Here is a 12828-nt window from a genome sequence, read left to right on the forward strand (position 1 = left end):
CCCCTTGGTGCGGGCCTCCTCGCCCACAGTCCCGGAATCTCGACCGTTCGGGGCCAGTAAACGAAACCGGCCCTGGTGTATAGGCCTTTACGTCCCCACGAGCCGCACCATCGCCTCAGCGTGCAGCTTCGGCGGCAAGGCCAGAACGCCTTCGGCCAAAGCGGTAGGCGCGTTGAACCGCAGATGCTTGCCTTGCCGATCCGTGACCACGGCGCCCGCCTTTTCCGCGATCAATGAGCCCGCCGCGATATCCCATTCCCAGGCATCGCGCAGCGTCAGCATCCCGTCGAATCGCCCCTCCGCCGCCAGACACATCCGGTAGGCCAAGGAGGCGCGGAAGCTCCGCGTGATCTCGGGCACCCCGCCCGGCCACTTCTCGGGCGCCATGTTCGCCTTGGTGGTCAGGATGTTGGAACCCTCCAGCCGTTCGCGCCCGCTGGCCCGGATCACCTCACCGTCCCGCAGCGGGGCCGAGGTCTCGGACGCCACGTATATACGGTCGATTGCCGGCAGATACACGACCCCCGCTGTCACGCGCCCCTTGTGCGCCACCGCCAGCGAATGAGCCCAGGTCTCTTCGCCCGCCACGAAGGCCCGCGTGCCGTCGATCGGGTCGATGATGAACACTGTATCTACAGCCAGCCGCTCCGCCGAATCAGGCGTCTCCTCGGACAGCCAGCCATAGTCCGGCCGCGCGGCCAGAAGCTTCGCCTTCAGCATGTCGTTGACCGCAAGGTCAGCCTCGGTCACCGGCCCATGCTCGCCGCCCTTGTCCCAGACTTGCGGGTCCTTGCGCCAATAGCGCATGGCGATCCGCCCCGCCTCGCGCGCGGCGTCGGTCAGCAGGGCCAGATCACGCGCCGGCAAGGGTCATCCCGTCGATCAGGATGGATGGCACCCGCGTCGACAGATGCGGCCGCGCGTCGTTCGCGGGCACGATCCGCAGCAGCATGTCCTTCAGGTTCCCCGCGATGGTGCATTCATGCACCGGATAGGCCAGCTGCCCGTTCTCGACCCAAAACCCCGAGGCCCCGCGCGAATAATCCCCCGTCGTCGGGTTGATCGTGGACCCGATCATCGAAGTCACCAGCAGCCCTGTGCCCATCTGCTTCAGCAGGTCGTCACGGCCAACAGACCCCTGCGTCAGGTCGATGTTCGTCGTTGACGGTGACGGAGGTGCCGAAGTCCCCCGCGACGCATTCGCGGTCGAGGCCATCCCCAGCTTTCGTCCGGTCGCCAGGTCCAGCACCCAGCCGGTCAGCACCCCATCCACAACGATCTCGCGCCGCTTTGTCGCCAGCCCTTCTCCGTCAAAGGGCCGTGAGGACCCGATTCGCGCCCGATGCGGGTCTTCGACCAGCGAAAGCCCCGCAGGCAGCACCTGCTTGCCCAGAAGGTCGCGCGCCCAACTTGACCCGCGCGCAATCGACGACCCGTTGATCGCCGACAACAGGTGCCCAACCAGGGACGCGGCAACCCGTTCGTCGTAGACCACTGCAAAGGTCCCGGTCTTCGGCTTCACCGACCCGACCCGCGCCAGTGTCCGTTCCGCCGCCAGTCGCCCGATGTCGACCGGAGACGGCATATCCAAGGCGTATATACGCCCCTCGCCCGCATAATCGCGCTGCATGTCCGTGCCACTGCCAGTGAAGGCTACCGCCGAGAGGGACGTCGACGTCCGCCCATAACCACCCGAGAACCCGTTCGACGCCGCCAGATGCAGGGCCCGCTGGCTATAGGCCGCCGAGGCTTCGACCTGCGTGATCCCCTTTGCCTCCAAAGCCGCCGCTTCCACGGCCCGGGCCGAGGCTTCCAGCACCGCTGCCCCCGGCTCCCCTGCCGGGTCCGCCAGGTCCAGCGCCGCCAGGTCCCAACCTGACGCGAGTTGCGACACATCTGCCAGCCCCGCCGTCGCGTCCTCGGGCGCCTCGCGGGCCATCGCAACGCCGCGTTCCGCAAGGGCCCGGATCGTCGCGTCCGAGGTATCCGAGGCCGAGACGCAGGCCTGCCGCCGCCCGATCAGCACCCGAAGCCCGATCTCGACGCCTTCCGACCGCTCTGCCGTCTCTAACGCGCCCTTGCGGATCTCGATCGAAACCGCAGTCCCCGCGACCGCCATCGCGTCGGCGCTTTCGGCCCCCGCCTTGCGGGCGGCATCCAGAAGGGCGTGGCTCAGATCGGAAAGGCTGCGTGTCATGGGTCCACCTCTGGTCAGGTGCAGGAGGTAGTCCTGCCCGTCGCCGGGTGCAAGGCCGGGCCGTCACGCCAGGCCGTCACGCCTTATTGCAGCTGCATCCCGTTTGCGAACAGTCCGCCGTCCTTGAACTCGATCTCCGAGACCAGCTCATCTGGCCCCGCACCTGGACGCGCGAACATGCCCAGGCCCATGCGGAAGCCCATCGCATCGTCATTGGTCAGGATGCCCAGCGCGATCAGGTTGTCGACCAGCTGGTTCACGCCCTTGATGTTGATCGTGATTTTCCCATCCGGCCGCGGAACGCCGCCAAAGGTCGCAAGGTCGGTGTTGTCGAAGGTCAACCCTCCGATAGCCGAAACCTCGGCCCCCGCCGCCTTGGCCAGCACCTGCGTCAGGTCCAGGCTTTCCAGCTTGCCGGGTGGCTGCGCGCCCTCCATCTGCAGCGACGGGTCCATCAGGTCCTGCTCCCAATAGCCCAGGCCCTTCAGGTCGACGATGACCGTCGCGGGCTCACGCGACAGCGACCCTGCGGGGTCAAAGAGGCCCCAGATATCCTCGGACACGGTGAAGTCCACGACCTTGGTCAGGAAGCTGAAATCCTGCGCCACGTCGGACTTGGACACCGGCATCACGACGTTGAACCCGCTTTCCGCAAAGGCCACCTCGACCTGCGGGAAGGGGATGTCCGCGCCCGAGACGGTGAACTTCGCGCCGTTCAGCGAGGTGCCATAGTTCAGCCGCGTCTTGTCCATTGCCACCAAGAAGCCGCCCCCCGTCGCCGTGGCCGCCAGCTTGCTGGGCCCGGCCTCGTCGGTGATGTCGGCAGTCATCGTCATCGCGCCGAAGTTCAGGCTGGTGTCCATCGTGAAGCCCGAGTTCAGCGCCGCCGCCATGTTCGCCATCAGCTCGGCCGACAGGAAGTTGCCCTTGGTCGCCCCGGTGACATCGGCAAAGCTGACCTCCACCGTGCCACCACCAGCACCCTCCGCATCCTTGCCGGTGAGCTTCAGCACCATCGAGCCGGACGAAAAGCTGCTGTCCAGCACCGTCCCCTCGCCGTTCTGCGATACCGAGTACTTCGCCGCGAGTTCGGTCATCGCCAGCTCTGCCTGAGTGTCCAGCACCTTGCCAGTCTCGTCCGTCACCTCATCCAGCGTCACCGTGGTCGACGGGGCCGAAATGTCATAGCTCGTCTCGGTCGCACTGCCGCCAGCCGTCATCTGCAGTCCCGGCTGGCTGACCGTCAGCTTCATCGACCCCGGCCCCTCGCCCTGGTCGGGGAAGGCCAGCTGGATCGGATAGCTGTCCGGCATCGTCACCTTGACCGTGCCGTCGCCATTGTCGGTGAAGGTCAGCCTGTCGAAGGAAACCGACGCGCTGCCACCCAGATCGTCCTTGTAGGCGATCACCACTTCCGTCGCCTCGATGGCCGAGCCGGTATCCGAGGTATTGCCGACCGTCAGCTCCTGCCCCGCCGCCGTGGCCATCGCCTGCCAGCTGGCCCAAACCTCCTGCGGGGTGACGTCGGCACTGGCGCCGGTGGCAAGAAATACGAGGGCAATTGCAGAAGATGAGGTCAGGGAACGGATCATGGCCTATGCCTTTCGGGTTGAATTCGCTGCCGCAACCTTTCTATCTCGTCCTGGGGGCGTCAAGGGATTCCCCCGGTGCAGGTGGGGAATGTCTTATGGTGCTGCGATGATCAGGGTTCACAACGCGGCTGACTGCTGCACGATCACCCTTTCCCGCCCGGAAAAGGCCAATGCGCTTACAGAAACGATGCTGGAAGGCCTGGCCGCTGTCGTCAGAGAGACTTCCGCCAAAGTCCTGATCCTGACGGCCGAGGGGAAAGTCTTCTCTGCCGGGGCCGACCTTGACGGCATGAAGCAGGGGCTTGGCCTGTCGCCTGCGTGGGAGGCCGCCTCGGGCGCCATCGCCGCTTTTCCCGGCCTGAGCATCGCCGCGCTGAACGGCACCCTGGCGGGCGGAGCAATGGGTGTGGCCCTGGCCTGCGACCTGCGCATCGCCGTGCCTTTGGCGACGTTCTTCTATCCGGTGATGCGGTTGGGCTACCGCCCGCAACCCTCGGACCCTGCCCGCCTCGCCGCGCTCGTCGGTCCGGCTCGTGCGAAAATGATCCTCCTCGCAGGGCAGCGGATCGACTCCGAAACTGCTCTCGCCTGGGGGCTGGTCGACCGCATCTGCGCACCCGAGGCCCTCACCGACACCGCGATGTCGCTGGCCGAACAGGCGCTTGCCGCTGATCCGGGGCATGTTGCCGCCCTGAAACGCATGACCAACGGGGACACGCCATGACGAACAGCTATGACAAGGGCCGCCTGAACCTGCCTTTCGTCGGCATTGCGACCTTTGGCAAGAACCCCTACCAGCCCGACTGGTCCGCAATCGAGGCCGACTTCGCCATCCTTGGCGCGCCCTTCGACTTCGGCACCCAGTTCCGCGCCGGGGCCCGCTTTGGCCCCCGCGGCATCCGCGAAGCGTCGACCCTGTTCTCCTTCGGCCACGCCGGGGCCTATGACCACGAAGACGACGTGACCTACCTGGAGGGCGTCCGCATCCTGGACATCGGCGACGCCGACATCGTCCACACCGACACCGAAACCAGCCACGCCAACATCGAAAAGGGCGTCCGCGCCATCCTCGCCTCTGGTGCTGTTCCCGTGGTCCTCGGCGGCGATCACTCGATCAACATCCCCTGCATCCGCGCCTTTGCAGGCCGCCCGCTGCACATCGTCCAGATCGACGCCCACCTCGATTTCGTCGATGTCCGCCACGGCGTTCGCCACGGCCACGGCAACCCGATGCGCCGCGCGGCGGAACAGGATCACGTCAAGGGCATCACCGCCCTTGGCATCCGCAACGTCAGTTCCACTGCCAAGGACGGCTACGACGCCGCCCGCGCGATGGGCGACGACATCCTGTCGGTGCGCCAGATCCGCAAACTGGGGGTGGATGCGACCCTCGCCCGCATCCCCAAGGGCGTGGACTACTACCTGACCATTGACATCGACGGCTTCGACCCCTCTATCGCCCCCGGCACCGGCACCCCCTCGCACGGCGGGTTCCTGTATTACGAGGTGCTGGAGCTGATCGACGGCCTCACCAAACAAGGCAACATCATCGGCATCGACCTTGTCGAAGTCGCGCCCGATTACGACCATTCCGGCACCACCACGATCCTTGCCGCGCAGATCCTCCTCAACACCATCGGGCGCATCGCCCATAACCGGAGGTAAGGCGTGGAGCAGCTGCAAGCCTGGCTTCAAGACGCAATCGACATTGGGATGGGCTGGCTTTCGTCGCCCGCCGCCCTGTCGCAGTTCGCACTCCTGATCCTTGCCTACATTGCCGCCCGCCTGCTGGCGCGCCGGTTCACGCCCGCGATCGAACGCAGCCTGACTCCAAAGCTTGAATCCACGCACATCATTGCCCGCCTGCGCCGCTTTGCCCTGCAATTCCTGCCGTTGCTGCTGCCCTTGCTGGCCTATTCCCTGACGGCGGTGGGCGAGGGCCTGACCCGTGCCACCTTCGGCAGCGGCGAGGTCATCGCCTTCGGCAAGCGGGTCTTCCTTCTCCTGGCGGCGCTTGAAGTGGTCCGCCGTATCCTGCCCCCCGGCCTCCTGAAGCTGATGGGTCGCTACATCCTTCTGCCCGTCATGGCGCTGAACGCGCTGGGCGTCTTGGATGAGGTCACGGCCTACCTTGACGCCGCGCAGGTCAATCTTGGCGAAATCCGCTTCACCGCCCTTGGCCTGATCCGGGGCGCCATTGCCGGGGCGCTGCTGTTCTGGCTCGGTGCCTGGTCGAACCGACAAAGCTCTGGCTACATCAAATCGCAGCCCGACCTGCGCCCTGCCACCCGCGAACTGGCAATCAAGGCCAGTGAAATCGCGATCTTTGGCGCGGCCTTCCTGCTTCTGATGTCGATCATGGGGATCGACTTGACCGCCGTCGCCGTGCTTGGCGGCGCCTTGGGTGTCGGCATCGGCCTTGGCCTGCAACAGATCGCCGCGAACTTCGTGTCGGGCATCATCCTGCTTCTGGAGGGACAAACTACCGTCGGCGACTACGTCGAACTCGATGGCGGCGAGGCGGGCACCATCGTCAAGATGACTGCCCGCGCCTGCATACTAGAGACCTTCGACGGCAAGTGGATCGTCGTCCCGAACGAACACTTCATCACCACCCGCGTCGTCAACTACTCTGACCAGGGCAGCGCAAATCGCTACGAGGCCTTGTTTTCAGTGACATACCACACCGACATAAACATCGTTCCCGATATAATCGAACGCGCTGTATCCAAACTCCCCTTTGTCCTGAAAGCCCCCGACGGCCCGGACTGCGAGTTGCGGGGCTTTGGCGAAAGCAGCGTCGACTTCGCAGTCGAATACTGGGTCGCGGGCATCGACGACGGCAAGAACAAGTACGGCTCCCCCGTCCTTTTCGCCATCTGGAACGCGCTGAAAGAGGCTGGTATTCAGATGCCCTACCCCCACCGCGTCGTCGAACTCCGCAATGCCCCCGCAGCCTGAGGCCCCCCAAGCCCTCGTCATCGGAGCAGGCCCCGCCGGACTGATGGCGGCCGAGGAACTGGCGAAGGCAGGCGTGCAAACTCTTGTCGTCGAGGCCAAACCCACCGTCGCACGCAAGTTCCTCATGGCGGGAAAATCCGGTCTGAACGTTACCAAAGACGAAGCCGAGGAGTCCTTCGTCTCCCGCTACGACACCCCCCACCTGCGTCCGATCCTCGCCGACTTCGGCCCGCAAGACGTTCAGGACTGGTGCCGCAGCCTGGGCCAAGACCTTTACACCGGCTCCTCAGGCCGGGTCTTCCCCGTGGCGATGAAGGCTTCGCCCCTTTTGCGGGCTTGGGTTCAGCGTCTGACCGCCCAAGGCGTCGAAATCCGCACCCGCTGGCGTTGGACCGGCGTTGACGGCAGCGCCCTCACCTTCGACACCCCCTCCGGCCCCCAGACCCTGACCCCAAAAGTCACCATCCTCGCCTTGGGCGGCGCCAGCTGGTCCCGCCTCGGCTCCGACGGCGCCTGGGTTTCGTGGCTGCGCGACAAGGGCGTCCAGATCACCGACTGGCGGCCCGCCAACATGGGCTTCCGCGTGGACTGGTCTTCCCACATGACCCCGGTCTTCGGCCAACCAGTCAAGGGCACCGCCCTGCTGGCAGGCAACCACCGCGAACGTGGAGAGTTCGTGATTTCGGCCAAGGGCGTGGAAGGCGGCGGAATATACAGTATATACAAGTATCTACGCGATGCATATACACTGACGCTCGACCTTCTTCCCGATCTGGACGAGGACGAGATCACCCGCCGCCTGGCGAAGATGAAACCCGGCGAAAGCACCACGAACCGCCTGCGCAAGCTTGGCCTCGACCGCACCCAGATCGCTTTGGTGATGGAGTTCTCTCGAACCGAACCCTTCGCCAGGCTCAAGCACCTGCCGATTCCCCTGCAAGGCCCGAACCCTCTGGACGAAGCCATCTCGGTGGCTGGGGGCGTCGCGTGGGAAGCCGTCACCCCCGACCTGGAACTGAAAGCGCTCCCCAACACCTTCGTTGCCGGAGAAATGCTGGACTGGGAGGCACCAACCGGGGGCTATCTCCTCACCGCCTGCTGGGCCACAGGCCGCTGGGCGGGTCAGGCTGCGGTGCGACGCCTGCAACAAGCGTCCCCGCCCCGGACGTGATCCGGGGCCTCGGGCGTCTGGGCGAGACCACGGATCACATCATCGGTGGCAGATCCTGGTGCAGCGCCTCGAACCACGGCAGCGCCTGTTCGCGCAGGATCTCCACCGCCAGGTCCAGACACTCTGGCCGGTCCAGCACATCGACGAAGGCAAGAGTCCCCGGATCGGTTTCCGCCCGTTCAAAAAACTCGGCCAGCGTGACATCCTCGCCGCCCGGCCAGTCCGCGTGATCGGGCAAGCCGCCGTCCGGGGTCACGAAGCGCAGGATGATCTGCACGTCCCAGCCATAGCGGTTGCGCTGCAGATGCACGGCCGACTTCCCCGCTCCGGTCACCCTGCTCCAGGTCGTCTTTGCAAGCGTATACCCAGCCGGAACCAGAAGCCCGTCCAAAGCCGCAACGATCCGCCCCCAGGCCTCTTCCCGCCGCGCCGGAAAGGCCGGGTCACTCCCGGCCAGATGCTTGCGCGCGGAAAGGTCCGGGTCGTCCATTCAGGCCGACAGCCCGCCCGCCAGATCCGGCACGTCCAGCGCGCTGAACCCATAGTGCCGCAGCCAGCGCAGGTCGGCCTCGAAGAACGCCCGCAGGTCCGGGATGCCGTATTTCAGCATCGCGATCCGGTCGATCCCCATGCCGAAGGCAAAGCCCTGCCACTGGGTCGGGTCCACCCCCGCCGCCGCCAGCACCTTCGGATGCACCATCCCCGACCCAAGAATCTCCATCCACTTGTCGCCCTCGCCGATCTTCAACTGACCGCCGACGTTGGAATAACGGATGTCGACCTCAGCCGAAGGCTCGGTGAACGGGAAGTGACTGGCGCGGAACCGCAGCTCCACCTTATCCACCTCGAAAAAGGCGCGGCAGAACTCCTCCAGGCACCATTTCAGGTTCGCCATGCTGATGGCCCGGTCAATCGCCAGCCCCTCGACCTGGTGGAACATCGGCGTGTGCGTCTGGTCCATGTCCATCCGGTACACGCGCCCGGGAGCGATCACCCGGATCGGCGCGCCCTGGGCCATCATCGCCCGGATCTGGACCGGAGACGTATGGGTCCGCAGCACATTCGGCGGGCGGTTGTCGCCCTCGGCCCGCGCCATGAAGAACGTGTCATGCTCTTGCCGCGCGGGGTGCTCTGGGGGGATGTTCAGCGCGTCGAAGTTGTACCAGTCGCTTTCGACCTGCGGCCCCTCGGCCACCGAAAACCCCATGTCGGCAAAGATCGCCGTCAGTTCGTCCATGACCTGGGACACCGGATGCACGGTCCCGCGCGGTCTGGGCCGCCCCGGCAAGGTCACGTCCAGCCACTCGGTCTTCAGCCGCTCGTCCAGCGCGGCATCGCCCAGCGCGACCTTGCGCGCCCGCAAGGCCGCATCAATCTCGTCCTTCAGCGCGTTCAGGCTGGCCCCCGCGGCCTTGCGCTGCTCGGGGTCCATCTTCCCCAGCCCAGCCATCAGGCCTGAAATCTCGCCCTTCTTGCCCAGCGCGCCGACGCGGACCTCTTCCAGCCCGGCCTCATCCGCCGCACCGGCCACCGCCGCCAGATATTTGGCCTTCAGCGTGTCGATCCCGTCCATCACTGGTCTCCTGCAAATCGGCTTCCCTGCTAATGGCGAAGGCCCCCCGATGCAAGAAGTCAGAAGATCGACCGCCGCCCCCGCACCTCCAGCATCCGCCGCGACCGCCCCACCTTGCCGTTCTGCGCCGTCAACGCCACCGGAGCCTCTTTCAACCGCTTTTCGATCACCACAAGGCTGTCATGGAACCTGATCCCCCCGATTTCCCGTGCCAGCGGGTGAAGCGGAAACCCGGCGTCGTCCTCGGTGTACCAGGAATGCATCCGGTCAATCAGGTCCTTGGCGAACTCGACGAAGCTGTCAGGCTCGCGGAACCCGCCGCCAAAGCCCGGCCAATAGCTCGTATGCACGTCCTCGACGATATACAGCCCCCGGTCGGCCAGCCGGGGCCAGAGATGGCGGAAGCTGGTGATCTGCTGGTGCATCTTGTGCCCACCATCATCGACAATCAGGTCGAACGGCCCGTGGGCAGCGCCCACCCGGCCAAGAAAATCCGGGTCCGCCTGATCCCCGATCTCCACCACCGTCCCCGGCAGCGCCAGAGCGCGACACGCCGGGTCGATGTCCAGGAACACCAGCCGGGACGCAGGTCCGAAAAACCCTTGCCACATCGGCAGCGACCCGCCCTTGTAGACCCCGATCTCCAGAAAGCTGATGTCCCGCCCCTGCCAGGACCCCAGAAGAGCATCATATTGCTCCAGATAGTGCTCCATCTTGAAGAGCATCCGGTCGCCGGTCCGGGCCGGATAGTCGCGGAAATAGTTGCACTCGGTCATGGGGCACCTCTTTGGCCCGCAGTCTGGCCGCTTCTGGCGGCCTGGTCCAGACGTCAGCCCTTGACCGAAGCGGTCACATAATTGCAGCTCAGATCCCGGTCCGACAGGCTCCAACGCCAGGTGACCGGGTTGAAGACCATCCCCTTGCGGTCGACCGGGCGCAGGCCCGCCTTCCCGATCAGCGCGTACAATTCGTCCGGTGTAATGAACTTTGCCCAGTCATGGGTGCCCTTCGGCAGCCAGCGCATCACCCATTCCGCCCCGATGATCGCCATCATGAAGCTTTTCGGGTTCCGGTTCAGCGTCGAACAGATCATCAACCCGCCGGGCTTCAGCAACTGCTGGCAGGCGGTCAGATAAGCCTGCGGGTCGGCGACATGCTCGACCACTTCCATGTTCAGCACCACGTCGAACTGCTCACCCGCAGCCGCAAGCGCCTCGGCCGTCGTATGGCGGTAGTCGATCGCCAGCCCCGACTGCTTGGCATGTGCCTGGGCTACCGGAATATTCCGCTCGGCTGCATCGGCACCCACGACCTCGGCCCCCAGCCGCGCCATCGGCTCGGACAGAAGACCCCCGCCGCAGCCGATGTCCAGAATCCGCAGCCCCGTGAACGGCAATGCACCCGTCAGGTCGCGCCCGAACTCTGCCGCGATCTGGTTGGTGATATAGTCCAACCGGCAAGGGTTCAGCATGTGCAAAGGCTTGAACTTCCCGTTCGGGTCCCACCATTCCGCCGCCATGCGTTCGAACTTGGCCACTTCCGCGGGGTCAACCGTATCAACCGCCATCGCTGCCTCCTCTTTGCCCTTTCGACTCCGGGCTGTCCCGGCGTATATAGTGTGCATATGGATCAGAGATCAGGTCAAAAGCGCGCAGTCGAATACCTTTACCCGCCGATCGATCCGTTCGATCAGCGCGTGATCGACATGGGCGACGGGCACCGGGTCTATGTCGAACAGTGCGGTCGACCCGACGGTATCCCCGTCATGGTCTTCCACGGCGGACCGGGGGGCGGCTGTTCCCCGGCGATGCGCCGCTATTTCGATCCCCGCGTGTTCCGTGTCGTTCTGTTCGACCAGCGCGGCTGCGGCCGCTCGCGCCCCCATGCCAGCGTCACCGCGAACACCACCTGGCATCTGGTCCAGGATGTCGAGACGATCCGGCAGACATTGGGCATCGACCGCCTCGTCTGCTTCGGCGGCAGCTGGGGCGCGACGCTGGCGTTGATCTACGCCATTACCCATCCCGAACGCGTCTCGCACCTTGTCCTGCGTGGCGTCTTCCTCGCCACCAGGGCCGAGCTGACCTGGTTCTACGGCGGTGGGGCAGGGGCCTTCTTCCCCGATCTCTGGTCGCGCTTCGTCGAGGTCATCCCCGAGGCCGAGCGTGGCGACCTGATCGCCGCCTACCACCGCCGCCTCTTCTCCGGCAATCTGGTCGAGGAAACCCGCTACGGTCGCATCTGGGCCAACTGGGAAAATGCCCTTGCATCGATCCAGAACGAGGGCGCGCTTGGCGAAAGCCCATCCGACTACGCCCGCGCCTTTGCCCGGTTGGAAAACCATTATTTCCAGAACGCGGGCTTTCTGGAATGTGACGGCTGGATCCTGCGCGAACGCAAGCGGATCGAGCATATCCCCGCCACCATCATCCAGGGCCGCTACGACATGATCTGCCCGCCGCACTCGGCCTGGTCGCTGGCGCAGGGCTGGAAAGCCTGCGAGTTGAAGATGGTCCCGATGGCGGGCCATGCCCTGTCCGAGCCGGGGATCTCCGAAGCGCTGGTTCGGGTGATGGACGGTTTGCGGTCGTAGGTCGGGCTTCAGCCCGGGTTTCCCTGCGCCACGCACAGCCCGCAGGCTGATCAACTCCGCATCAGCGCGACGTCCGCCTTCAGCCACAGACCATAGCACAGCAAAAGCAGTCCGCTTGCCGCCAGCGGCTGTGTCTGCCCCGCCGCACCAGCCGACTGGGCCTGAATCAGCACCGCAACCAGCGCCGGAAGGCGGCTTGCCACGACGGTCAGGCGAAAGGTCCGGGGCCCGAAGGGCAACCGCGACTGCACCCATTCGGGAAGTGCACTGCCGAACTTTCCGGCGGCGTGCATCAGGCCCGACGTCGCGGCCAGCACAGGCTGACCCAACAGGAACAGGCCCAACCCCAGGGCCAGCGCGCCCCAGCCGGACGAAAGATCGCCCATCCGGTTCAACGCGGCATCAGGCGGCGCGCCCAGAGCCCAGGCCCGGTGGTACTGCTCACCCGACCAGAAAAAGATCAGCATCGCCAATGTGATCGCCGTGGCACCCAGACTGCCGGCAAAGTAGTCGGCAAAGGCATCCAGTCCATGTCCAAGCCCGGACCCGCTGACCGCCATCGCGGCGGCAACATGGAACGACAGACCGCCCAGCAGCCCCAACGCATTGCCCATGTTGTAAAGGCCGCCCGGACCGCTCAGGCGCTGGGCAAGTTCCGCTTTCAACGAAACGGCATGATCAGTCATCGCAGGACCCTCAACTATCGGTGTTTGACCGACAGTAGAGACATCGTCACAGCCG

General features: G+C 65.4%; 13 protein-coding genes. 5 read left to right on the plus strand and 8 right to left on the minus strand.

Features of this window, described 5'->3' with window-relative positions; genetic code table 11:
- Positions 1 to 87: 87 nt before the first annotated feature.
- From Q8M85_RS18970 to Q8M85_RS18980, 3 genes are all read right to left on the minus strand, one after another.
- Positions 88 to 867, minus strand: coding sequence for a 3'(2'),5'-bisphosphate nucleotidase CysQ (locus Q8M85_RS18970; RefSeq protein WP_305547483.1), 780 nt, complete (start codon positions 865 to 867; stop codon positions 88 to 90).
- Complete coding sequence (locus tag Q8M85_RS18975) at positions 854 to 2197, minus strand: TldD/PmbA family protein (protein ID WP_305547485.1); 1344 nt, start codon at positions 2195 to 2197, stop codon at positions 854 to 856. Before Q8M85_RS18975 ends, Q8M85_RS18970 begins: the two co-directional genes overlap by 14 nt.
- 83 nt (positions 2198 to 2280) lie before the next feature.
- Complete coding sequence (locus tag Q8M85_RS18980) at positions 2281 to 3789, minus strand: DUF2125 domain-containing protein (RefSeq protein ID WP_305547487.1); 1509 nt, start codon at positions 3787 to 3789, stop codon at positions 2281 to 2283.
- Between the two features lie 106 nt (positions 3790 to 3895).
- Here Q8M85_RS18980 and Q8M85_RS18985 point away from each other — a divergent pair, with 106 nt between their 5' ends.
- The 4 genes from Q8M85_RS18985 to Q8M85_RS19000 are packed head-to-tail and all read left to right on the plus strand — an operon-like array spanning position 3896 to position 7921.
- A complete protein-coding gene (locus Q8M85_RS18985) occupies positions 3896 to 4513 on the plus strand; it encodes an enoyl-CoA hydratase/isomerase family protein (RefSeq protein WP_305547489.1) in 618 nt (205 codons plus the stop codon).
- On the plus strand, positions 4510 to 5454 hold the full coding sequence (speB, locus tag Q8M85_RS18990; RefSeq protein ID WP_305547491.1) for an agmatinase: 945 nt from the start codon (positions 4510 to 4512) through the stop codon (positions 5452 to 5454). Before Q8M85_RS18985 ends, speB begins: the two co-directional genes overlap by 4 nt.
- Before the next feature lie 48 nt (positions 5455 to 5502).
- A complete protein-coding gene (locus Q8M85_RS18995; protein WP_305547891.1) occupies positions 5503 to 6750 on the plus strand; it encodes a mechanosensitive ion channel family protein in 1248 nt (415 codons plus the stop codon).
- Positions 6734 to 7921: a TIGR03862 family flavoprotein gene (locus tag Q8M85_RS19000; RefSeq protein WP_305547493.1), complete on the plus strand. Its 1188-nt coding sequence runs from the start codon at positions 6734 to 6736 to the stop codon at positions 7919 to 7921. The genes Q8M85_RS18995 and Q8M85_RS19000 overlap by 17 nt, the downstream gene beginning before the upstream one ends.
- 34 nt (positions 7922 to 7955) lie before the next feature.
- Here Q8M85_RS19000 and Q8M85_RS19005 read toward each other — a convergent pair whose 3' ends face one another.
- Genes Q8M85_RS19005 through ubiG form a run of 4 tightly spaced genes read right to left on the minus strand, consistent with a single transcriptional unit; the run spans position 7956 to position 11061 of the window.
- Positions 7956 to 8411 (minus strand): hypothetical protein, encoded by a 456-nt coding sequence (locus tag Q8M85_RS19005; RefSeq protein ID WP_305547495.1) that lies wholly within the window; start codon positions 8409 to 8411, stop codon positions 7956 to 7958.
- Complete coding sequence (pheS, locus tag Q8M85_RS19010) at positions 8412 to 9494, minus strand: phenylalanine--tRNA ligase subunit alpha (RefSeq protein WP_305547497.1); 1083 nt, start codon at positions 9492 to 9494, stop codon at positions 8412 to 8414.
- Between the two features lie 59 nt (positions 9495 to 9553).
- Positions 9554 to 10270 carry a class I SAM-dependent methyltransferase gene (locus Q8M85_RS19015; protein WP_305547499.1) on the minus strand — a complete coding sequence of 239 codons (717 nt, stop codon included), beginning with the start codon at positions 10268 to 10270 and terminating at the stop codon, positions 9554 to 9556.
- Positions 10271 to 10323: 53 nt separating this feature from the next.
- Entirely contained in the window at positions 10324 to 11061 is a 738-nt protein-coding gene (gene ubiG, locus Q8M85_RS19020) for a bifunctional 2-polyprenyl-6-hydroxyphenol methylase/3-demethylubiquinol 3-O-methyltransferase UbiG (protein ID WP_305547501.1), read from the minus strand.
- 57 nt (positions 11062 to 11118) lie between these two features.
- Between ubiG and pip the strand changes: the two genes are divergently transcribed.
- Positions 11119 to 12087, plus strand: a complete 969-nt coding sequence (gene pip, locus Q8M85_RS19025; protein ID WP_305547503.1) for a prolyl aminopeptidase — start codon at positions 11119 to 11121, stop codon at positions 12085 to 12087.
- A gap of 50 nt (positions 12088 to 12137) precedes the next feature.
- Here pip and Q8M85_RS19030 read toward each other — a convergent pair whose 3' ends face one another.
- Positions 12138 to 12773: a hypothetical protein gene (locus Q8M85_RS19030; RefSeq protein WP_305547505.1), complete on the minus strand. Its 636-nt coding sequence runs from the start codon at positions 12771 to 12773 to the stop codon at positions 12138 to 12140.
- Positions 12774 to 12828 lie beyond the last annotated feature (55 nt).

The organism is Tabrizicola sp. (assembly GCF_030694085.1).
Taxonomy (GTDB): domain Bacteria; phylum Pseudomonadota; class Alphaproteobacteria; order Rhodobacterales; family Rhodobacteraceae; genus Tabrizicola.

Coding starts and splice junctions, on each gene's coding strand:
- speB (WP_305547491.1), top strand. CDS start 4,510: ATGACGAACAGCTATGACAAGGGCCGCCTGAACCTGCCTTTCGTCGGC.
- Q8M85_RS19005 (WP_305547495.1), bottom strand. CDS start 8,411: ATGGACGACCCGGACCTTTCCGCGCGCAAGCATCTGGCCGGGAGTGAC.
- Q8M85_RS18985 (WP_305547489.1), top strand. CDS start 3,896: ATGATCAGGGTTCACAACGCGGCTGACTGCTGCACGATCACCCTTTCC.
- ubiG (WP_305547501.1), bottom strand. CDS start 11,061: ATGGCGGTTGATACGGTTGACCCCGCGGAAGTGGCCAAGTTCGAACGC.
- Q8M85_RS18975 (WP_305547485.1), bottom strand. CDS start 2,197: ATGACACGCAGCCTTTCCGATCTGAGCCACGCCCTTCTGGATGCCGCC.
- Q8M85_RS19015 (WP_305547499.1), bottom strand. CDS start 10,270: ATGACCGAGTGCAACTATTTCCGCGACTATCCGGCCCGGACCGGCGAC.
- pip (WP_305547503.1), top strand. CDS start 11,119: ATGGATCAGAGATCAGGTCAAAAGCGCGCAGTCGAATACCTTTACCCG.
- Q8M85_RS18995 (WP_305547891.1), top strand. CDS start 5,503: ATGGGCTGGCTTTCGTCGCCCGCCGCCCTGTCGCAGTTCGCACTCCTG.
- Q8M85_RS19030 (WP_305547505.1), bottom strand. CDS start 12,773: ATGACTGATCATGCCGTTTCGTTGAAAGCGGAACTTGCCCAGCGCCTG.
- pheS (WP_305547497.1), bottom strand. CDS start 9,494: ATGGACGGGATCGACACGCTGAAGGCCAAATATCTGGCGGCGGTGGCC.
- Q8M85_RS18980 (WP_305547487.1), bottom strand. CDS start 3,789: ATGATCCGTTCCCTGACCTCATCTTCTGCAATTGCCCTCGTATTTCTT.
- Q8M85_RS19000 (WP_305547493.1), top strand. CDS start 6,734: ATGCCCCCGCAGCCTGAGGCCCCCCAAGCCCTCGTCATCGGAGCAGGC.